We start from the raw sequence: 21300 nt of genomic DNA on the forward strand, positions 1-21300 counted from the left end.
GCCGGCCGGGCACACGGAGACGCCTTTTTTGTTTTCGAACAGGAACGCTTGCATCATGAACTCGCAGGATCTGAATCTGACCCGCCGCACCCTCCTGAAGACCGCGGCCGCTGCCACCACCGTCGGTGTCGTGCCCGGTTTGCAATCGGCGGTCTGGGCCGCTGGCTCCGACAAGCCTGAGCTGGAGGAGGTCAAGATCGGCTTCATTCCGCTGACCGACTGCGCCTCGGTGGTGATGGCTTCGGTGCTGGGCTTCGACAAGAAGTACGGCATCAAGATCGTGCCCTCGAAGGAAGCGTCGTGGGCGGGTGTTCGTGACAAGCTGGTCAACGGTGACCTGCACATGGCCCACGTGCTGTACGGCCTGATCTACGGCGTGCAGATGGGCATTGGCGGCCCCAAGAAGGACATGGCCGTGCTGATGAACCTGAACCACAACGGTCAGGCCATCACGCTGTCGAAGAAGGTGGCCGATGCCGGCGGCAAGGACGGCGCCTCGCTGGCCAAGCTCATGACCACCGACAAGCGCGACTACACCTTCGCCCAGACCTTCCCGACCGGCACCCACGCCATGTGGATCTACTACTGGCTGGCGACTTACGGCATCAACCCGATGAAGGACGCCAAGGTCATCACCGTGCCGCCGCCTCAGATGGTGGCCAACATGCGCGTGGGCAACATGGACGGCTTCTGCGTGGGCGAACCCTGGAACCACCGCGCCATCATGGACGGCATCGGCATCACGGCGGCCACCACCCAGGACATCTGGAAAGACCACCCCGAAAAGGTGCTGGGCACCACCGACGAATTCGTCAAGAAGTACCCCAACACCGCCCGCGCCGTGATCATGGCCGTGCTGGAAGCCGGCAAGTGGATCGACGCCAGCCTGAGCAACAAGCTGAAGATGGCCGAAACCATTGCCGCCAAGTCGTATGTGAACACCGGCGTCGACGCCATCAACCAGCGCATCCTGGGCCGCTACCAGAACGGCCTGGGCAAGACCTGGGACGACCCCAACCACATGAAGTTCTTCAACGACGGCACCGTGAACTTCCCGTACCTGAGCGACGGCATGTGGTTCATGACCCAGCACAAGCGCTGGGGCCTGCTGAAGGATCACCCCGATTACATGGCCGTGGCCAAGCAGGTCAACAAGGTCGAGCTGTACAAGCAGGCCGCCAGCGCGGTGAACGTGCCCATCCCCAAGGATGTGCTGCGCACCACCAAGATGATCGACGGCACCGTCTGGGACGGCAAAGACCCCAAGAAGTACGCCGACGGCTTCAAGGTCAAGGCCTGATCTGGCCAGTTTCTTGCTGAAAACCTGACAGGGCCGGCACAGGCTGGCCCTTCCCTTCGACCAACTCCCCAGGAGATCACCATGGTCAGTGCCGTTTTCCACAGCCCCCTGGATGCCAGCCGAGACGTGCAGGCATCGACATCCACAGAATCCCCCGCTGCTGCTCCCATGTCCGCTGTTTCCACCCCTGCCGCTGCGACCTCGCCCGCAGCACCCAAACCTTCGAGGCCGCCCATCGACTGGGGCCAGCTGGCCTTCAATGCCCTGGCACCCGTGGCCGGCCTCGCCCTGCTGATCGGCATCTGGGCCCTGCTCACCATCAAGGGCGAGGGCGCCTTCCCCACGCCCATGGCCACCTGGGAAGCGGCTGTGGCCCTGTTCTCCGACCCGTTCTACAGCAATGGCCCCAACGACCAGGGCATTGGCTGGAACATCTGGTTCTCGCTCAAGCGTGTGGCCATGGGCTTTGGCCTGGCCGCGCTGGTGGGCATCCCGCTGGGCTTCATCATCGGCCGCAGCAAGGTGATCAGCGCCATGCTCAACCCCATCATCAGCCTGCTGCGCCCGGTCTCGCCGCTGGCCTGGCTGCCCATCGGCCTGCTGGTGTTCAAGTCGGCCGACCCCGCCGCCATCTGGACCATCTTCATCTGCTCGATCTGGCCCATGATCATCAACACGGCCGTGGGCGTGCAGCGCGTGCCTGAGGATTACCTGAACGTGGCCAAGGTGCTGAACCTGAGCGAGTGGAAGATCGTCACCAAGATCCTGTTCCCCTCGGTGTTGCCCTACATGCTGACCGGCGTGCGCCTGTCGGTGGGCACAGCCTGGCTGGTGATCGTGGCGGCCGAAATGCTGACCGGCGGCGTGGGCATCGGCTTCTGGGTCTGGGACGAGTGGAACAACCTGAACGTGCAGCACATCATCATCGCCATCTTCGTGATCGGCATCGTCGGTCTGCTGCTGGAACAGGCCCTGATGGCCGTGGCCAAGCGCTTCAGCTTCGAGTAACCCCTTCTGCCTGAACGAAACCGGAGATTCACATGACTGCTTTCATCGACGTCAGCCAGGCCGAAATGGTGTTCAGCACCAAAAAGGGGCGCTTTCATGCCCTGCGGGACATCAACCTGCAGATCCACAAGGGCGAGTTCATTGCCCTGATCGGGCACTCGGGTTGCGGCAAGTCCACCCTGCTGAACCTGATCGCCGGCCTGCTGAGCCCCAGCAGCGGTGGCCTGATCTGCGACAACAAGGAAATTGCCGGGCCGGGTCCCGAACGGGCCATGGTGTTCCAGAACCACTCGCTGCTGCCCTGGCTGACCTGCTTCCAGAATGTGTACCTGGCCGTGGAGCGTGTGTTCGGTGGCAAGGAAAGCAAGGAGAAGCTCAAGCAGCGCACCAACGACGCACTGGCGCTGGTGAACATGAGCCACGCCAGCCAGAAGCGCCCGAATGAAATCTCGGGCGGCATGAAGCAGCGTGTGGGCATTGCCCGCGCCCTGGCCATGGAACCCAAGGTGCTGCTGATGGACGAGCCCTTCGGTGCCCTGGACGCCCTCACCCGCGCCCACCTGCAAGACGAGCTGCTCAAGATCGTGGCCCGCACGCAGAGCACCGTGGTGATGGTGACCCACGACGTGGACGAGGCCGTGCTGCTGTCGGACCGCATCGTGATGATGACCAATGGCCCGGCCGCCACCATCGGCGAGATCCTGGACGTGCCGCTGGCACGCCCGCGCAACCGGGTCGAGCTGGCCGAAGACCCGACCTACATGCACTGCCGCAAATCGGTGCTCGACTTCCTGTACACCCGCCACGGCGTGGCGCACAAGACCGCGGCCTGACAGGCCCCGACACGGCAGCCCATCACCCCGGAGAAAGCTGGCACACCCTTTGCATACTTCTCCAGTGGGACGCGGGAGCTCAGAGCGACGGCGTCCTCCTCAGCGGGGGTCAGTGGGTCCGCGAAAACTCCACAGACCTCTTTACGCCCCAGGGCTCACCCCCTGGGGCGCTTTTTTTGTGCGGCCGTCAGGGCTCAGGCCCGGGCTGGTGAACGCCAGACACCTCGGTGAGCCAGCACCAGAAACAGCGCGCCTGCCCCAATCATGGGCACGCACAGCCATTGGCCCATGCTCATGTTCAGTGCCAGCAGGCCCAGGAAATTGTCGGGCTCGCGGAAATACTCGGCCACGAAGCGGAAGCTGCCATAGCCGATCAGGAACCAGGCCGCCACAGCCCCCAGCGGACGCGGCTTGCGCCCGTACCACCACAGCAGGGCGAACAGCAGCACGCCCTCCAGTGCGAACTGGTACAGCTGAGACGGGTGGCGCGGCAGCTCACCTGCACCACGGAACACCATGCCCCAAGGCAGTGCAGGGTCGGCCACGCGGCCCCACAACTCGCCATTGATGAAGTTGCCCATGCGGCCCGCAGCCAGGCCCACCGGCACACAGGGCGCCACCACGTCGGCCACCTCGAAGAAGTGCCGACGGGTCTTCCATGCGTAATAGGCCATGGCCGCGATCACGCCCAGCAGGCCACCATGGAAGGCCATGCCCCCCTGCCACACGGCCAGGATCTCGGCCGGGTGCGCCAGGTAGTAAGCCGGCTTGTAGAACAGCACATACCCCAGGCGCCCGCCCAGCACCACCCCGAGCACGCCCACGAAGAGCATGTCTTCGATCTCCTGCGGGTTCCAGGTGCCGGCATACGGGGCACGGGCTGCCCGCAGGCGGGCCAGCAGATAGAACATGGCAAACGCAGCCAGGTAGGTCAGGCCATACCAGTGCACCTGCAGCGGGCCCAGGCTCAGGGCAATCGGGTCGAATTGAGGGTGTTGCAGCATGGGCCGAACGATAACGCATGCGACACCACTGGCCGCCCTCAGGGCTGACAGGCATCACCCGCTGATACCATCGCGCGCATGAACCCGAGCACCATCCAGCTGATCGGGGCCGTCATTTTTGGCGTGGCCCTGCTGCACACTTTTTCCACCAAGTTTTTTGAACATCTGGCCCACACGCGCCCCAACCATGCGGGCCTGTGGCACTTCCTGGCCGAGGTGGAGGCCGTGTTCGGTTTCTGGGCCATGGTGCTCATGGTCATCATGTTTGCCACCGAGGGCAAGGCGGTGGCCACGGCCTACCTCGACAGCCGCAACTTCACGGAGCCCCTGTTCGTGTTCGCCATCATGGTGTGCGCTGCCAGCAAGCCCATCATCCAGATGGCCAGTGCGCTCACCCGCATCCTCACACGCCTGGTGCCCCTGCCCGGCAATGTGGCCCTGGTGTTCGTGACCTTGTCGGTCGTGCCCTTGATGGGATCGTTCATCACCGAGCCGGCCGCCATGACCTTGGCCGCCCTGCTGCTGCGCGACAGCATCTACAGCCAGCCCATTTCACAGAAGCTGCGCTATGCCCTGCTGGGCGTGTTGTTCGTGAACGTGTCGATCGGCGGCACGCTCACGCCCTATGCCGCGCCCCCGGTGCTGATGGTGGCCGCCCAATGGGGTTGGGACCTGAGCTTCATGCTCACGCACTTCGGCTGGAAGGCGGCCCTGGCCGTGGGCATCAATGCACTGGGCGTGGCCTTGCTGTTCGCCAAAGAGCTGCGCGCCGTGCCGCGCGCTGCGCTGTCGGCCGAGGCACTGCCGCCGCTGACCGTGCAGGGCATCCACCTGGCTTTCCTGGCTGGCATCGTGGTGTTCGCCCACCACCCGGCCGTGTTCATGGGCCTGTTCCTGTTCTTCCTGGGCTTCACCACCGCCTACGAGCGTTACCAGTCCCCCCTGATCCTGCGTGAGGGCCTGATGGTGGCCTTCTTCCTGGCAGGTCTGGTGGTGCTGGGCGGGCAGCAGCAATGGTGGCTGGAGCCGCTGCTGATGAGCATGGACGCCGACGCCATCTACTTCGGGGCCACGGCCCTGACGGCCATCACAGACAACGCGGCCTTGACCTACCTGGGCTCGCTGGTGCAAGGCTTGAGCCCCGAGTTCAAGTACGCCCTGGTGGCCGGTGCAGTGACCGGTGGTGGCCTGACCATCATTGCCAATGCACCCAATCCGGCGGGCGCGTCCATCCTGAAGGGCAAGTTCGACGAAGAGGCCATCGGAGCCGGTGGACTGTTCCTGGCCGCCCTGGGGCCCACCTTGGTGGCCATGGCATGCCTCAAAGGGCTGTGAGCGCGAACACGGCCGACTGCAGCAGGCCATGAAAAAAGCCCGTCCAGTGGACGGGCTTTTTCGTCAGGCGCAGAAAGCGATCAGCGCTTGATCTGCGACAGGTCGCGCACGGCGCCCGTGTCGGCCGAGGTGGTCAGCAGGGCATAAGCCTGCAGCGCAGCCGACACGTAACGCTCGCGGTTCACCGGCTTCCAGGCCTGCTCGCCCCTGGCTTCCATGGCGGCGCGGCGCTTGGCCAGTTCTTCGTCAGAGATGGCCAGGTTGATCGACCGGTTGGGGATGTCGATCTCGATGGTGTCGCCGTTTTCGACCAGTGCGATCGCACCACCGCAAGCGGCTTCCGGCGAGGCATGGCCAATCGACAGGCCCGAGGTGCCACCCGAGAAGCGACCGTCGGTCAGCAAGGCGCACTGCTTGCCCAGGCCACGGCTCTTGAGGTACGAGGTGGGGTACAGCATTTCCTGCATGCCGGGGCCGCCCTTGGGGCCTTCGTAGCGGATGATGACCACGTCGCCAGCCTGCACTTCTTCGCCGAGGATGCCTTCGACGGCATCGTCCTGGCTTTCGTACACGCGGGCGGTGCCGGTGAACTTCCAGATCGATTCGTCCACACCCGCGGTCTTGACGATGCAGCCCTTCTCGGCGATGTTGCCGTACAGCACGGCCAGGCCGCCGTCCTTGGTGAAGGCGTGCTCGACCGAGCGGATCACGCCCTTTTGGCGGTCGGTGTCCAGGGCCTTCCAGCGGCTGTCTTGCGAGAAGGCCACCTGGGTGGGGATGCCGCCGGGCGCGGCCTTGTAGAAGGTGTGCACAGCCTCATCCTTCGAGACAGTCACATCCCACTGGGCAATGGCCTCGGCCATGGACGTGCTGTGCACGGTGGGCACGTCGGTGTGCAGCAGGCCGCCACGGGCCAACTCGCCCAGGATCGACATGATGCCGCCTGCGCGGTGCACGTCTTCGATGTGCACATCAGGCACGGCGGGGGCCACCTTGCTCAGGCAAGGCACCTTGCGCGACATGCGGTCGATGTCGGCCATGGTGAAGGGCACTTCGGCTTCGCGAGCGGCGGCCAGCAGGTGCAGCACGGTGTTGGTCGAGCCGCCCATGGCCACATCGAGGGCCACGGCGTTCTCGAAGGCCTTGAAGCTGGCGATGTTGCGAGGCAGCACGCTGGCGTCGTCTTGCTCGTAGTAACGCTTGGCCAGGTCGACCACGGTACGGCCGGCCTTGCGGAACAGCTTTTCTCGGTCGGCGTGGGTGGCCACGATGGTACCGTTGCCGGGCAGGGACAGGCCCAAGGCCTCGGTCAGGCAGTTCATCGAGTTGGCGGTGAACATGCCCGAGCACGAACCGCAGGTGGGGCAGGCCGAACGCTCGACCACGGCCACTTCTTCGTCAGAGCAGTTCTTGTCAGCGGCCTTGACCATGGCGTCCACAAGGTCCAGGGCGATGACCTTGCCCTCGATCTTGGCCTTGCCGGCCTCCATCGGGCCACCGGACACGAACACCACAGGGATGTTCAGGCGCAAAGCCGCCATCAGCATGCCGGGCGTGATCTTGTCGCAGTTTGAAATGCACACCAGGGCGTCGGCGGTGTGGGCATTGACCATGTACTCGACGCTGTCGGCGATCAGGTCACGCGAGGGCAGCGAATACAGCATGCCGCCGTGGCCCATGGCAATGCCGTCGTCAACGGCGATGGTGTTGAACTCCTTGGCCACGCCACCGGCGGCCTCGATCTCGCGGGCGACCAGCTGGCCCAGGTCCTTCAGGTGCACGTGACCCGGCACGAACTGCGTGAAGCTGTTCGCGATCGCGATGATCGGCTTTTCGAAGTCACCGTCCTTCATGCCGGTGGCACGCCACAGGGCACGGGCCCCGGCCATGTTGCGGCCGGCGGTGGAGGTACGGGAACGGTACTGGGGCATGAAGGTCTCCGGAGAAACGGGCGTCTGAAAAGACCCCGATTTTATCCCGCGGCAGCCCTCAGCGCTTCTTGCGGGGGCTCATGCCCAGGGCTTCGAGCTGTTTGTCGCGGCGGTCTTCCTTGCGCTGCTCGGCGTCCTGCATGGCTTTTTTCTGGGTCCAGCCCAGGGTGTCAGACAGCCACCACCACACCAGCGCTGCCGCAAAGGGCGCGCACATTTCCATCCAGTGGGTGCTCCAAGACCAGTCGCCCACCGGCCAGATGCCCACCAGGCTGAGCACCTGGATCAGCACCCCGATCACGACAAACCACATACAAACCCCTCGCACTTTTGATGAGTTTCAAGCTCTTTGCGATTGCACCACATCCGTCAACCAACCACCACCGTAGAAGCGTTTATAAAGAGACCGTTTCCGCTGACCGATTCACCGCCCCAGAAAGGTTGAACATGACCCCACGCACCCTCTCGCTGGCCGCCGCCAGCCTGCTCGCTGTTTTCAGCACCTCGGCCCTGGCCAGCGCCGACCTGGCCCAGAAAAAGGCCTGCATGGCCTGCCACGCCGTTGACAAGAAAGTGGTGGGGCCGTCCTACCAGGATGTGGCCGCCAAGTACAAGGGGCAAAAAGGCGCTGAAGCCATGCTGGTTCAGAAGATCCTGAAGGGCTCTGACCCCAAGAAGCTGAACTGGGGCACCATGCCCATGCCGGCCAACAGCCAGGTCAACGAGGCCGAGGCCAAACAACTGGTGACCTGGGTGCTGTCGCAGAAGAAGTGATGCCCTGAAGGGTGCGGCCTCAGCGTCGCACCGCTTCACCCCATGAAAAAAGCCCCGCCGAAGCGGGGCTTTTTGCTACCCCCACCGAAGCGGGGTGCCAGGGTCAGTCACCGGCGTAGATGTCCACGTCCTTGGTTTCCTTCACGAACAGCAAGCCGATCACGAAGGTGATGCCGGCCACGATGATCGGGTACCACAGGCCGTTGTAGATGTTGCCAGTCTGGGCCACGATCGCGAAGGCCGTGGTGGGCAGCAGGCCGCCGAACCAGCCATTGCCGATGTGATACGGCAGCGACATCGAGGTGTAGCGGATGCGGGTCGGGAACATTTCCACCAGCATGGCGGCGATCGGGCCGTACACCATGGTCACGTAGATCACGAGCACCGTCAGGATGGCGATGATCAGGGGCTTGTTGACCTTGGCCGGGTCGGCCTTGGCGGGGTAACCGGCCTTCTTCAGCTCGGCGCCCACCTTGGCCTTGAACTGGCCATCGATCACCTTCACGGCAGCGGCCTTGGCATCCTTGTCGAAGGCGGCCAGGTTGGCGCCGGCTTCCTTGACAGCCTTCTCAGCAGCCTTGACCTTGTCGTCAAAGTCTTTGCCGACACCGCCAGCAGCCTTCAGGTCGTCCAGCTTCTTGATGGCACCTTCCTTGGCCTTGACGGCGGCTTCCTTGGCAGCCGGGATGTCGGCTTCGGTGACCTTGCCAGGGGTGTAACCCGAGATGGCCACATCCCCCACCTTGATCATGGCCATGGAGCCTGCGGGGCCCGCCACGTTCTCATAGTTCACCGAGTTGGAGGCCAGGTACTGCTTGGCGATGTCGCACGAGCTGGTGAACTTGGCCGTGCCGGTCGGGTTGAACTGGAACGAGCACTCGCTCTGATCGGCCACCAGGGTGACCGGGGCCGTGGCTTGCGCCTTGGCCAGGTCGGGGTTGGCAGCTTCGGTCAGGGCCTTGAACAGCGGGAAGTAGGTCAGTGCGGCGACCAGGCAGCCGGCCAGGATGATGGGCTTGCGGCCGATCTTGTCCGACAGGGTGCCGAACACCACGAAGAACGGGGTGCCGATCAGCAGCGAGATGGCGACCAGCACGTTGGCCGTGGCACCGTCCACCTTCAAGGCCTGGGTCAGGAAGAACAGGGCGTAGAACTGCCCGGTGTACCAGACCACGGCCTGACCCGCCACCAGACCGAACAGGGCCAGGATCACGATCTTGAGGTTCTTCCACTGGCCGAACGATTCGGACAGCGGTGCCTTGGAGGTCTTGCCTTCGGCCTTCATCTTCTTGAAGGCAGGCGACTCGTTCATGCTCATGCGGATCCACACGGAGATGGCCAGCAGCAGGATCGAGACGATGAAGGGCACGCGCCAGCCCCATTCCTGGAAGGCGTCTTCACCGATGATGGTGCGGGTGCCCAGGATGACGATCAGCGACAGGAACAGACCCAGCGTGGCCGTGGTCTGGATCCAGGCAGTGTAGGCACCGCGCTTGCCGTGCGGTGCGTGCTCGGCCACGTAGGTGGCGGCACCGCCGTACTCACCGCCCAGCGCCAGGCCTTGCAGCAGGCGCAGGATGATCAGGATGACCGGAGCGGCCACACCGATCTGGGCGTAGGTGGGCAAGATGCCCACAATGAAGGTGGAGGCGCCCATCAGCAAGATGGTCACCAGGAAGGTGTATTTGCGACCGATCATGTCGCCCAGGCGACCGAACACCAGCGCACCAAAGGGCCGAACGATGAAGCCTGCGGCAAACGCCAGCAGGGCGAAAATGAAGGCGGAAGTGGGGTCCAGGCCTGCAAAGAACTGCTTGGCAATGATGGCTGCCAACGAACCGTACAGGTAGAAGTCGTACCACTCGAAAACCGTGCCCAGGCTGGAGGCGAAGATGACCTTCTTTTCCTCCGCCGTCATGGGCGCATTGGACGCTGCGGTAGTTGCCATTGGAATTTTCTCCTCGTCGTTGCGGATCGAAGGCTTGTGACCTTCTTACCCCCCAATTTAGGGGGTCACGATGGAAGTCAGATCAGGGTAACCCTGTATTCCGTGTACTTTTGTGAAGAAATAACACACGGGGATTTCCCCAACCGTCGCGGGTGTGGCGCCCTTGGGGTTTACAGCGGGAGGGCGCCCTCCCGCACCAAACTCAATTGGCCTGGGCCAGCTGATCCAGAATGGCCGGGTTTTCCAGCGTGCTGGTGTCCTGGGTGACGGCATCGCCCTTGGCGATCACGCGCAGCAAGCGCCGCATGATCTTGCCTGAGCGGGTTTTGGGCAGGTTGTCGCCAAAACGAATGTCTTTGGGTTTGGCGATCGGGCCGATTTCCTGCGCCACGTGGTTGCGCAACTCGGCGGCCAGCTGGCGGGCCTCTTCACCGGAGGGGCGAGAGCGCTTGAGCACCACGAAAGCACAGATGGCCTCGCCGGTCAGGTCGTCCGGGCGCCCCACCACCGCAGCCTCAGCCACCAGGGGGTGCGACACCAGGGCCGATTCAATTTCCATCGTGCCCATGCGGTGGCCCGACACATTCAGCACATCATCGATGCGACCCGTGATCGTGAAATACCCGGTGTCCGCATCACGAATGGCACCATCACCCGCCAGATAATATTTGCCGCCAAAATCCGCGGGGTAATAACTTTTCTTGAATCGCTCCGGGTCACCCCAGATGGTGCGAATCATCGAGGGCCAGGGTTTGCGAACCACCAGCACACCGCCCTGCCCCCACGGCACTTCCTTGCCGGTTTCATCGACCACGGCGGCATCGATGCCTGGGAACGGCAGCGTGCAGGAGCCCGGCGTGAGCGCGTGCGCGCCCGGCAGCGGGGTGATCATGTGGCCCCCGGTTTCGGTCTGCCAGAAGGTGTCAACGATCGGGCAGCGACCGCCACCAATTTCTCGGTGGTACCAGGTCCAGGCGGCCGGGTTGATCGGCTCGCCCACCGTGCCCAGCAGGCGCAGGCTGCCCAGGTTGAAGTTGCGAGGGTGCACCTCGGGGGTGGTTTCAGCGGCCTTGATCAGGGCGCGGATGGCGGTGGGCGCGGTGTAGAAGATCGAGACCTTGTGGGCCTCGATCATGCGCCAGAAGCGGGCGGCATCCGGGTAGGTCGGCACGCCTTCAAACACCACCTGCGTGCCGCCGTTCGACAGCGGGCCGTAAGTGACATAGGTGTGGCCCGTGACCCAGCCGATGTCGGCCGTGCACCAGAACACGTCGTCGGGTTTCAGATCGAAGGTCCACTGGGTGGTCAGGGTGGCGTGCAGCAGGTAGCCACCGGTGCTGTGCTGAACGCCCTTGGGCTTGCCGGTCGAGCCCGAGGTGTACAGCAGGAACAGCGGATGCTCGGCGCTGACCCACTCGGGTTCGCAGGTGGCCGGCTGGGCGGCCATCACGTCGTGCAGCCACACATCGCGGCCTTCGGTCATGGCCACCTTGCCGCCAGTGCGGCGGAACACGATCACGCGGCGAATGCTGTCGCAGCCGCCCAGGCCGATGGCTTCGTCCACAATGGCCTTCAGAGGCAGCGACTTGCCACCACGCTGTTGCTCGTCGGCCGTGATCAGCAGCACGGCACCCGCGTCTTCCACGCGGTCGCGCAGGCTCTGGGCCGAGAAACCGCCAAACACCACCGAGTGCGTGGCACCGATGCGCGCACAGGCCTGCATGGCCACCACACCCTCCACCGACATGGGCAGGTAGATGACCACGCGGTCACCCTTTTGCACGCCCTCGGCCTTCAGGGCGTTGGCCAGGCGGCAGACGCGCTCAAGCAGTTCGCTGTAAGTGACCCGGGTCACGGTGCCGTCATCGGCTTCGAAAATGATCGCGACCTTGTCGCCCAGGCCGTTGGCCACATGGCGGTCCAGGCAGTTGTACGAGGCATTGAGCTGGCCATCTTCGAACCATTTGAAGAACGGGGCATCACTCTCGTCAAGGGTCTTGGTGAACGGTTTGTGCCAGCTCAGCAGTTTTCTGGCATGGTTGGCCCAGAAACCGGCGTGATCGGCTTGCGCCTGGGCGCACAGTTCGTCGTATGCTGCGCGGCTTGCCACATGGGCCTTCTGAGCAAATTCAGCAGGCACCGGCACCTGGGTGGTGGCAGCTTGTGCGTCTGTCTGATTCGATGCGGTCATCTCGATCACTCCGTTGTGTGCGCCTTGGGGCGCCATCTGTCATCCCGATGGCCCAGCAGACAACGCCGTCAGGCCACAAGCCGGACTTTCCGCGCAACCCCCTGAATTGATACTCCGTACTATCCCTGTCTCACATTGACACATATGGCCAAAACTCCTGTCAAGCTGCGCCCGCTGCCCACCGTGATCTTTGCCAGCCGCTGGTTGCAGCTGCCCCTGTACCTGGGCCTGATCCTGGCCCAGGCCGTGTACGTGTTCCATTTCTGGGTGGAACTGGTGCACCTGATCGAAGCCGCTTTCGGCAACCAGGACGCTCTGAAACTGATCTTCGAGGCCTCCGGTCAGAAGATGGCCGCGGGTGCGCCGTCCCACCTGACGGAAACCACCATCATGCTGGTGGTGCTGGGCCTGATCGACGTGGTCATGATCTCGAACCTGCTGATCATGGTCATCGTGGGGGGTTACGAAACCTTCGTCTCTCGCATGGACCTCGACGGACACCCCGACCAGCCCGAATGGCTGGACCACGTGAACGCCTCGGTGCTGAAGGTGAAATTGGCCACAGCCATCATCGGCATCTCGTCGATCCACCTGCTCAAGACCTTCATCAATGCGCAAAATTACACCGACAAGGTGCTGATCGCACAGACCGTGATTCACATTGCTTTTCTGTTCTCGGCCATGGCCATTGCTTACACTGACAAGCTGCTGCATCACGCGCACTCGGCCGATAACAAGCACTGACCCGTCACTTCCCGTCCACCCCCATGAACCGCCCCTTGCGCAAACCTGCCACCCTCTTCAAGCGCCGCGCGCGCAATGGCTGGTTCCACCTGCGCCGCCAGACCCCCGGCAAGGACGACATCCTGGCGCAGCCCTGGCTGCAACCGGTGCGCCCTTACCTGTCTGACGACCGCCTGTGGGCGCTGGAGCGCCAGAGCGTGGCCCGCGGGGTGGCCATGGGCCTGTTCATGGGCCTGCTGATGCCGGTGGCCCAGATCCTGTTTGCGGTGGCCGGCGCGGCCGTGATCCGGGGCCACGTGCCCATCAGCGCCGCCTGCACCCTGGTGACGAACCCGTTCACGGTGCCGCCCATCTATTACGCGGCCTACCAGCTGGGCGACCAGCTGCTGCCCGCCTCGCTGGATTTCAGCAGCTTCACCTTCGAGGCCCACAACTGGCTGGCCGACGGCATCAACTGGGCGATCACCCATGGCGCCCCCCTGATGACCGGCCTGCTGGTGATCGCCGCCGTCAGCGCCGTGCTGGGCTACCTGGCCGTGCACCTGTGCTGGCGCTCCAAGACCCCACGCACACCCTGATGCCGGTTGGCTCGGGGCTCGTCGCCCAGCGCCCGTCACAAACTTGGCACAATGGCGGTTTTCGCGGGCGCAGACGCGCCCATTCCCGTCCCCCCCGCCCACGGACAGCCCTAGCCCCACGAAGGCCCCTGCCATGACGACCATTCGTTACGACGACCTCGTTGAAAGCGTCGCAGCTGCGCTGCAGTACATCTCGTACTACCACCCTGCCGACTACATCGCCCACCTGGCGCGCGCCTACGAGCGCGAAGAGTCGCCCGCCGCCAAAGATGCGATTGCGCAGATCCTGACCAACTCGCGCATGTGCGCCGAAGGCAAGCGCCCCATCTGCCAGGACACCGGCATCGTCAACGTGTTCCTGAAGATCGGCATGGGCGTGAAGTGGGAAGGCTTCGGCACCCAGAGCATTCAGGAAGCGATCGACGAAGGCGTGCGCCGCGGCTACAACAACCCCGACAACAAGCTGCGCGCGTCGGTGCTGTCCGACCCCATCTTCGAGCGCAAGAACACCAAGGACAATACGCCCGCCGTGGTGTTCATGGAGCTGGTACCGGGCGACACGGTCGACGTGACGGTCGCAGCCAAGGGCGGTGGCTCCGAGAACAAGAGCAAGGTGTACATGCTCAACCCGAGCGACAACATCGTCGACTGGGTGCTCAAGACCGTGCCGACCATGGGTGCTGGCTGGTGCCCGCCCGGCATGCTGGGCATTGGCGTGGGCGGCACGGCTGAAAAAGCGGCGCTGCTGGCCAAGGAATCGTTGATGGACGACATCGACATGTACGAGCTGCTGCAGCGCGGCCCCCAGAACAAGCTGGAAGAGCTGCGCATCGAGCTGTACGAGAAGGTCAATGCCCTGGGCATCGGCGCCCAGGGCCTGGGCGGCCTGACCACCGTGCTGGACGTCAAGATCAAGACCTACCCCACGCACGCCGCCAGCAAGCCCATCGCCATGATCCCGAACTGCGCGGCCACCCGCCACGCCCACTTCGTGATGGACGGCTCGGGCCCCGTGTACCTCGACCCACCCAGCCTGGACCTGTGGCCCAACGTGCACTGGGCACCCGACTACAACAAGAGCAAGCGCGTCGACCTGAACACGCTCACGCCTGCCGAAGTGGCCAGCTGGACCCCGGGCCAGACCCTGCTGCTCAACGGCAAGATGCTGACCGGCCGCGACGCCGCACACAAGCGCATCCAGGACATGCTGGCCAAGGGCGAAAAGCTGCCGGTGGACTTCACCAACCGCGTCATCTACTACGTGGGCCCGGTCGATCCGGTGCGCGATGAAGTGGTCGGCCCGGCCGGCCCCACCACCGCCACCCGCATGGACAAGTTCACCGAGATGATGCTGGCCCAGACCGGCCTGATCGCCATGGTGGGCAAGGCCGAGCGCGGCCCCACCGCCATCGACGCCATCAAGAAGCACAAGAGTGCCTACCTGATGGCCGTGGGCGGTTCGGCCTACCTGGTGTCCAAAGCCATCAAGGGCGCCAAGGTGGTCGGCTTTGAAGACCTGGGCATGGAAGCCATCTATGAGTTCGACGTGGTCGACATGCCCGTGACCGTGGCGGTGGACGCCGGAGGCACCAGCGCCCACATCGAAGGCCCCAAGACCTGGCAGGCCAAGATCGGCAAGATCCCCGTGAAGGTGGATTGAAGCCCAGCAAGCTCAGCAAGCCCCGCTGCCACGGCCGCGGGGCTTTTCTTTTGATAGCCTGTGCACCATGAAGAACCCCCACTTCAACCCGCACAAGAAGCACCACCGGCCTGACGGCTTCCAGAACAACTACCAGTCGTTCCGCGGCAAACGCTGGAACGAACTGCTGCGCTGGCGCTGGCAGGCCTGGCGGGCCGGGCACCCGAAGGCCATCACCACGCCCATCGAGGTGGTGCGGCCCGACCTGGCCTTCATCCAGGGCAATGCCCAGGCCGGTCTGGCCATGCAGCCGGCCGCCACCTGGGTGGGGCACATCACGGTGCTGCTGCAGGTGGGCGGCCTGAACGTGCTGACCGATCCGGTGTTTTCAGAGCGCTGTTTCCCCGTGCAATGGGCGGGCCCCAAGCGCCACACGCCCCCCGGGCTGCAACTGAGCGAGCTGCCCCACATCGACGTGGTGCTGCTGTCGCACAACCACTACGACCACCTCGACGAAGGCTCGATGCGCGCCCTGGCCCGCCAGGCGGGCGGTCCCCCTTTGGTGATCTGCCCGCTGGCGCACAAGAAGTGGCTGCACCGCTGGGGCCTGCAGCGCGTGGTCGAACTCGACTGGTGGGACACCCACGTGATCGACGCCACCGAACGCAACCTGCGCGTGCCCGTGGTGCTGACGCCCGCGCAGCACTGGTCGGCCCGCACCGCCACCGACGCGCTGCGCAGCCTGTGGGGCGGTTTTGCCATGCTGTCGCCCGACTGCCATGTGTTCTTTGCGGGCGACACGGGCTACTCCAAAGACTTCGTCGACATCCGCCAGCACTTCGCGCGCGAGCACACGCCCGAGCACGGCGGTGGTTTTGACCTGGCCCTGCTGCCCATTGGCGCTTACGAGCCCCGCTGGTTCATGAAGGATCAGCATGTGAACCCGGAAGAGTCGGTTCAGATCTTTCAGGACATTGGCTGCAAACAGGCGATCAGCGTGCACTGGGGCACCTTCCAGCTCACCGATGAAGCGCTGGACGAGCCGCCCAGGGCACTGGCAAAGGCCCTGGCTGCAAGCAACATCTCTCCCGAACGTTTTGCCGTACTGCCCGTGGGGGGCAGCATGCGCGTGCCCCATCGCATGCGCTGATGTGAGCGGGTGCCGGCCTGAGTCAATCTGACGGCGGCTGGAGACTGGAGACGGCTTGCTGAAAGCTCACGGGCATCGACAGCACGCGGTTGATCAGGTCGTTCAGAGGCAGGCCGAAAATGGCCAACTGCCCGCCCTGGGCCAGCGAACTGAGGCCGTGCACCAAGCTCCACGAGGCAGCGGCCGCCACGCGCACCCGTTCGTCGTCCATGGGGGCACCCACCAGGCCGGAGGTGGCCTCCAGCAGCACCGCCATGCCACCACCACTGCAGTGTGCCATCAGGGCCGGGTCGGCCATGACCTGGTCCATGCGCTGGAACATCAGGCGGTACAGCGCCGGGTGCGCCTGGGCGAAGGCAACGTAAGCGCGCCCGGAGGCCTTGAGCCGGTCTTCGGCATGGGCCAGCCCATGCGCGCTGGCAGCCTGCGCCGCTGCAAAAAGCCGAAAGCCCTCGGCGGCCATGGCCGTGAGCAAGGCATCCTTGTCGGCAAAGTGCCGGTAAGCGGCGTTGGCGGACACGCCCAGCTCCTTGGCCAGTTGTCGCAAACTGAGTGCATCGGCTTCGGTGTGCGCCAGCGCCGCCACGCCGGCCTCGATGAGGCTGGCCTTGAGGTTGCCATGGTGGTAACTGCGGCTTTCCGGGGTTTTCAGGCGGTTCGGGTGATCAGAACTGGACACATCTTGCATGTTGACATCGTACACATTTTGGATTGGAATGCGCATGTTCACAACGCACACATTGAGGTTGCCCATGCCGAACACCGCCAGCAGCACCGCCCTGCCCCTGACCGGTCAGCCCCGTCACAGCCCCGCCGGCCGCGGCCAGGTGGCGCCCACTGCGGGCGCCACCGCAGACAATCGCTTCCTGAACGGCCCCTTTGCGCCTGTGGCCCAGGAGGTGACCCACCGGCACTTGCCCGCGCGAGGCACGCTGCCCGCTGAGCTGGACGGCCTGTATGTGCGCATCGGGCCCAACCCGCTGAAGCCGACTCAGACCAGCAAGCACCACTGGTTCACCGGCGATGGCATGGTGCATGGCCTGCGCCTGCAAGGTGGCCAGGCGCTGTGGTATCGCAACCGCTACATCGGCAGCGCTTCGGTGAACAAGGCCCTGGGCCGCGCCCAGGTGCCGGGCGAAACACGCGGCATTTTCGACACGGTGAACACCAATGTGTTCGGGCACGCTGGTCGCCTCTGGGCCTCGGTGGAAGCGGGCCCTGCCCCGGTACAGCTCGACGCCGAGCTCAACACGGTGCGCAGCGGCCTGTTCGACAGCCCGACACGGCATCCCTTCAGCGCCCACCCTCACCTCGACCCCGTCACGGGTGACCTGCATGCCGTGTGCTACGACGCCATCCAGCACCGCAAGCTGAGCTACGTGCGCGTGAACGCGCAAGGCGCGGTCGACAAGGTGGTGCACATTCCCGTGAAGCACGGCCCCATGGTGCACGACTGCGCCGTCACGCAGCGGCAGGTGGTGGTGATGGACCTGCCCGTGACCTTTTCCTGGTGGTCGATCGTGCGCCGCGACACCTTCCCTTATGTGTGGAACCCCAAGCACCCGGCCCGTGTGGGACTGCTGCCGCGCGACGGCGAGGCGCGCGACATGCGCTGGTTCGACATCGAGCCCTGCTACGTGTTCCACCCCTGCAATGCCTTCGACCTGCCCGATGGCTCGGTGGTGATGGACGTGGTGGTGCACCAGCACATGTTCAACCGTTCGCGCGTGGGGCCTGAGGACGACACGGCGCCGCGCTTCGAGCGCTGGACGCTGCCCGTCGGGGGCACCCGTGTGCAACGCCAGGTGGTGTGCGAACGCCCGCAGGAGTTCCCGCGCCTGAACGAAACCCTGGTGGGCCAGCCCTACCGCTTCGCCTATGCCACCGAGTTCACGGTGGACAACGCGGGGGGGCAGGCCTTGCTCAAGCACGATCTGCAGACCTTCCTCACCCAGGCCCTGCAGTTGGGCCCTGACCTCAAGCCTGGCGAGTTCGTGTTCGTGCCGCGGCAGGCGCCGTCAGGCCAGGGCGCGCAGCCCCTGCCCGAAGACGCCGGCTGGCTGATGGGCTATGCCTTCAACGTGCGCACTGGCCTGGGCGAGTTCCATGTGGTCGATGCCGAGCACATGCAGCCACAGGCCGTGGTGGAGGTGCCGGCCCCCATCCCCATGGGCTTCCACGGGAACTGGGTGCCGGCTGCCAACCTGCGCTGAGCCCGAGCCCGGTGCGGCTCAGTGCACCACGCGGGTGAACTCGAAGTCGCCCGTCTTGCTCACCGTCACCGGGATCACGTCCTTCGGGCCGAACTTGCCCTGCAGGATCAGCTTGGCCACGGGGTTCTCGATGCGCTGCTGGATGGCGCGCTTGAGCGGCCGTGCGCCAAACACGGGGTCGAACCCCACCTTGGCGATCTCGGCCAGCGCCTCCGGGCTGACGTCGAGCTTCATCTCCAGCTGCTGCAGACGGCCCTCGAGGCCCTTGAGCTGGATGCGGGCGATGGACTCGATGTGCGCCTGGTCGAGCGCATGGAAGACCACGACTTCGTCGATGCGGTTGAGGAACTCCGGGCGGAAATGCTGCTTGACCTCACCCCACACCGCTTCGCGGATGTCTTCCTGCGGCTCGCCAGCCATCTGCATGATGTGCTGCGAGCCCAGGTTGGAGGTCATCACGATGACGGTGTTCTTGAAGTCGACGGTGCGGCCCTGGCCATCGGTCAGGCGGCCATCGTCCAGCACCTGCAGCAGCACGTTGAACACATCGGGGTGGGCCTTTTCCACCTCGTCGAGCAGCACCACGCTGTAGGGCTTGCGGCGCACGGCTTCGGTCAGGGTGCCGCCTTCTTCGTAGCCCACATAGCCCGGGGGCGCGCCAATCAGGCGGCTCACCGAATGCTTTTCCATGAACTCGCTCATGTCGATGCGGATCAGGTGGTCTTCGCTGTCGAACAGAAAGCCGGCCAGGGCCTTGCACAGCTCGGTCTTGCCCACGCCGGTCGGGCCCAGGAACAGGAAGGAGCCATAGGGGCGGTTCGGGTCAGACAGGCCAGCGCGTGAACGGCGAATGGCATCGCTCACGGCCACGATGGCCTCTTCCTGGCCCACCACGCGTTCGTGCAGCTTGTCTTCCATGCTGAGCAGCTTGTCGCGCTCGCCCTGCATCAGCTTGCTCACCGGGATGCCGGTGGCACGCGCCACCACCTCGGCGATTTCTTCGGCGCCCACCATGGTGCGCAGCAACTGCGGGCGGCCGTCGCCCGCTTTGCCTGCGGCACCCTTGGCGCTTTCCTTGTCCTGCGCTTCCTTCAGGCGCTTTTCCAGCTCGGGCAGCTTGCCGTATTGCAGCTCGGCCACCTTGTTGAAATCACCCTTGCGCTTGAGCTCTTCGATCTGGAACTTGATCTTGTCGATCTCTTCCTTGACGTGGGCCGAGCCCTGGGCCTGGGCCTTTTCGGCCTTCCAGATCTCTTCGAGGTCGGCGTATTCCTTGTCCAGCTTGACGATCTCTTCTTCGATCAGGCCCATGCGCTTGATCGAGGCTTCGTCGGTTTCCTTGCGCACGGCCTCGCGCTCGATCTTGAGCTGGATGAGGCGACGGTCGAGGCGGTCGAGTGCCTCGGGCTTGGAGTCGATCTCGATCTTGATGCGCGCTGCGGCCTCGTCGATCAGGTCGATGGCCTTGTCGGGCAGGAAGCGGTCGGTGATGTAGCGATTGGACAGCTCGGCCGCGGCCACGATGGCCGGGTCGGTGATCTCGACGCCATGGTGCACTTCGTACTTTTCCTGCAAGCCGCGCAAGATGGCGATGGTGGCCTCTACCGTGGGCTCGTCGACCAGGATCTTCTGGAAACGGCGCTCCAGGGCGGCGTCTTTCTCGATGTACTTGCGGTACTCGTCGAGCGTGGTGGCGCCGATGCAGTGCAGCTCGCCACGGGCCAGTGCGGGCTTGAGCATGTTGCCGGCGTCCATGGCGCCATCGGCCTTGCCAGCGCCCACCATGGTGTGGATCTCGTCGATGAAGACGATGGTCTGGCCTTCGTCCTTGGCCACTTCCTTGAGCACGTTCTTCAGGCGCTCTTCGAAATCACCCCGGTACTTGGCACCGGCCAGTAGCGCGGCCATGTCCAGCACCAGCACGCGCTTGTTGCGCAGCGAATCGGGCACCTCGCCGGCCACGATGCGCTGGGCCAGGCCTTCGACGATGGCGGTCTTGCCCACACCCGGCTCCCCGATCAGCACGGGGTTGTTCTTGCTGCGGCGCTGCAGCACCTGGATGGCGCGGCGGATCTCTTCGTCGCGACCAATGACGGGGTCGAGCTTGCCGGCGCGGGCGCGCTCGGTCAGGTCCAGGGTGTACTTCTTGAGGGCCTCGCGCTGGCCTTCGGCCTCGGGGCTGTCCATCTTCTGATCACCGCGCACGGCCTTGATGGCGGCCTCCAGGGCCTTTCGGGTCAGGCCATGGTCACGGGCCACCACGGAGGCATCGCCTTTGTGGTCACACAGGGCCAGCAGGAACATTTCGCTGGCAATGAACGGGTCACCGGCCTTGTGGGCTTCTTTTTCGGCGCCCTGCAGCAGGCTGATGGTGTCGCGACCGGCCTGCACCTGGTCGGCGCCCTGCACCTGCGGCAGGCGGTCAATCTGGGTTTCCAGCGTGCTGGCCAGCGGGGCCACCTTCACGCCGGCGCGCTCCAGCAGGGCCTTGGGGCCGTCTTCCTGGCGGATCATGGCCAGCAGGATGTGGGCCGGTTCGATGTAGGGGTTGTCGCGCGTGACGGCCAGGCTCTGGGCTTCCGTCAGGGCTTCCTGGAACTTGGTGGTGAGTTTGTCGAGTCGCATGAGCACTCCTTGGGCCCCACAGGCGGG

The 21300-nt window shown here is 64.6% G+C and carries 17 protein-coding genes; 10 read left to right on the forward strand and 7 right to left on the reverse strand.

The window, feature by feature from the left end; all coding sequences use genetic code 11:
- Positions 1–55 precede the first annotated feature (55 nt).
- The 3 genes from EYS42_RS05665 to EYS42_RS05675 all read left to right on the forward strand — a co-directional run bounded on the left by EYS42_RS05665 (position 56) and on the right by EYS42_RS05675 (position 3141).
- Positions 56–1300, forward strand: a complete 1245-nt coding sequence (locus EYS42_RS05665; RefSeq protein WP_130966874.1) for a CmpA/NrtA family ABC transporter substrate-binding protein — start codon at positions 56–58, stop codon at positions 1298–1300.
- 81 nt (positions 1301–1381) lie between these two features.
- Positions 1382–2308 (forward strand): nitrate ABC transporter permease, encoded by a 927-nt coding sequence (gene ntrB, locus EYS42_RS05670; protein ID WP_130966875.1) that lies wholly within the window; start codon positions 1382–1384, stop codon positions 2306–2308.
- A 32-nt stretch (positions 2309–2340) separates the two neighbouring features.
- Positions 2341–3141 (forward strand): ABC transporter ATP-binding protein, encoded by an 801-nt coding sequence (locus EYS42_RS05675; protein WP_130966876.1) that lies wholly within the window; start codon positions 2341–2343, stop codon positions 3139–3141.
- Positions 3142–3335: 194 nt separating this feature from the next.
- Here EYS42_RS05675 and lgt read toward each other — a convergent pair whose 3' ends face one another.
- Positions 3336–4145, reverse strand: coding sequence for a prolipoprotein diacylglyceryl transferase (gene lgt, locus EYS42_RS05680; RefSeq protein WP_130966877.1), 810 nt, complete (start codon positions 4143–4145; stop codon positions 3336–3338).
- Positions 4146–4223: 78 nt separating this feature from the next.
- Between lgt and EYS42_RS05685 the strand changes: the two genes are divergently transcribed.
- Positions 4224–5480 carry a putative Na+/H+ antiporter gene (locus EYS42_RS05685; protein ID WP_130966878.1) on the forward strand — a complete coding sequence of 419 codons (1257 nt, stop codon included), beginning with the start codon at positions 4224–4226 and terminating at the stop codon, positions 5478–5480.
- Positions 5481–5560: 80 nt separating this feature from the next.
- Here EYS42_RS05685 and ilvD read toward each other — a convergent pair whose 3' ends face one another.
- Both ilvD and EYS42_RS05695 read right to left on the reverse strand, forming a co-directional pair.
- Positions 5561–7411 carry a dihydroxy-acid dehydratase gene (gene ilvD, locus EYS42_RS05690; RefSeq protein ID WP_130966879.1) on the reverse strand — a complete coding sequence of 617 codons (1851 nt, stop codon included), beginning with the start codon at positions 7409–7411 and terminating at the stop codon, positions 5561–5563.
- A gap of 58 nt (positions 7412–7469) precedes the next feature.
- A complete protein-coding gene (locus EYS42_RS05695) occupies positions 7470–7724 on the reverse strand; it encodes a TIGR04438 family Trp-rich protein (RefSeq protein WP_130966880.1) in 255 nt (84 codons plus the stop codon).
- Between the two features lie 134 nt (positions 7725–7858).
- On the opposite strand from EYS42_RS05695, the gene EYS42_RS05700 reads away from it, so the two are divergent.
- The gene (locus tag EYS42_RS05700; RefSeq protein ID WP_130966881.1) at positions 7859–8185 is read left to right on the forward strand and encodes a c-type cytochrome; all 327 of its coding nucleotides are present in this window, start codon (positions 7859–7861) and stop codon (positions 8183–8185) included.
- A 103-nt stretch (positions 8186–8288) separates the two neighbouring features.
- Here the strand turns inward: EYS42_RS05700 and EYS42_RS05705 are convergent, their stop codons facing one another.
- Both EYS42_RS05705 and acs read right to left on the reverse strand, forming a co-directional pair.
- Complete coding sequence (locus tag EYS42_RS05705) at positions 8289–10133, reverse strand: MFS transporter (RefSeq protein WP_245503522.1); 1845 nt, start codon at positions 10131–10133, stop codon at positions 8289–8291.
- A 202-nt stretch (positions 10134–10335) separates the two neighbouring features.
- The gene (acs, locus tag EYS42_RS05710; protein WP_130966882.1) at positions 10336–12324 is read right to left on the reverse strand and encodes an acetate--CoA ligase; all 1989 of its coding nucleotides are present in this window, start codon (positions 12322–12324) and stop codon (positions 10336–10338) included.
- Between the two features lie 144 nt (positions 12325–12468).
- Here acs and EYS42_RS05715 point away from each other — a divergent pair, with 144 nt between their 5' ends.
- The 4 genes from EYS42_RS05715 (at position 12469) to EYS42_RS05730 (ending at position 16435) form a co-directional block, all read left to right on the forward strand.
- Positions 12469–13068 (forward strand): TIGR00645 family protein, encoded by a 600-nt coding sequence (locus EYS42_RS05715; RefSeq protein ID WP_130966883.1) that lies wholly within the window; start codon positions 12469–12471, stop codon positions 13066–13068.
- Positions 13069–13091: 23 nt separating this feature from the next.
- Positions 13092–13646 carry a DUF2062 domain-containing protein gene (locus EYS42_RS05720; protein WP_207301113.1) on the forward strand — a complete coding sequence of 185 codons (555 nt, stop codon included), beginning with the start codon at positions 13092–13094 and terminating at the stop codon, positions 13644–13646.
- A gap of 133 nt (positions 13647–13779) precedes the next feature.
- Positions 13780–15306 carry a fumarate hydratase gene (locus EYS42_RS05725; RefSeq protein ID WP_130966884.1) on the forward strand — a complete coding sequence of 509 codons (1527 nt, stop codon included), beginning with the start codon at positions 13780–13782 and terminating at the stop codon, positions 15304–15306.
- Positions 15307–15373: 67 nt separating this feature from the next.
- Positions 15374–16435, forward strand: a complete 1062-nt coding sequence (locus EYS42_RS05730; RefSeq protein ID WP_130966885.1) for an MBL fold metallo-hydrolase — start codon at positions 15374–15376, stop codon at positions 16433–16435.
- A 22-nt stretch (positions 16436–16457) separates the two neighbouring features.
- On the opposite strand, the gene EYS42_RS05735 is transcribed toward EYS42_RS05730, so the two are convergent.
- Positions 16458–17123 carry a TetR/AcrR family transcriptional regulator gene (locus EYS42_RS05735; protein ID WP_165456639.1) on the reverse strand — a complete coding sequence of 222 codons (666 nt, stop codon included), beginning with the start codon at positions 17121–17123 and terminating at the stop codon, positions 16458–16460.
- 64 nt (positions 17124–17187) lie between these two features.
- Between EYS42_RS05735 and EYS42_RS05740 the strand changes: the two genes are divergently transcribed.
- The gene (locus EYS42_RS05740) at positions 17188–18648 is read left to right on the forward strand and encodes a carotenoid oxygenase family protein (protein WP_165456640.1); all 1461 of its coding nucleotides are present in this window, start codon (positions 17188–17190) and stop codon (positions 18646–18648) included.
- A gap of 18 nt (positions 18649–18666) precedes the next feature.
- Here the strand turns inward: EYS42_RS05740 and clpB are convergent, their stop codons facing one another.
- Positions 18667–21273: an ATP-dependent chaperone ClpB gene (clpB, locus tag EYS42_RS05745; RefSeq protein WP_130966888.1), complete on the reverse strand. Its 2607-nt coding sequence runs from the start codon at positions 21271–21273 to the stop codon at positions 18667–18669.
- Positions 21274–21300 lie beyond the last annotated feature (27 nt).

The organism is Aquabacterium lacunae (genome assembly GCF_004310865.1).
GTDB classification, from domain to species: domain Bacteria; phylum Pseudomonadota; class Gammaproteobacteria; order Burkholderiales; family Burkholderiaceae_C; genus Aquabacterium; species Aquabacterium lacunae.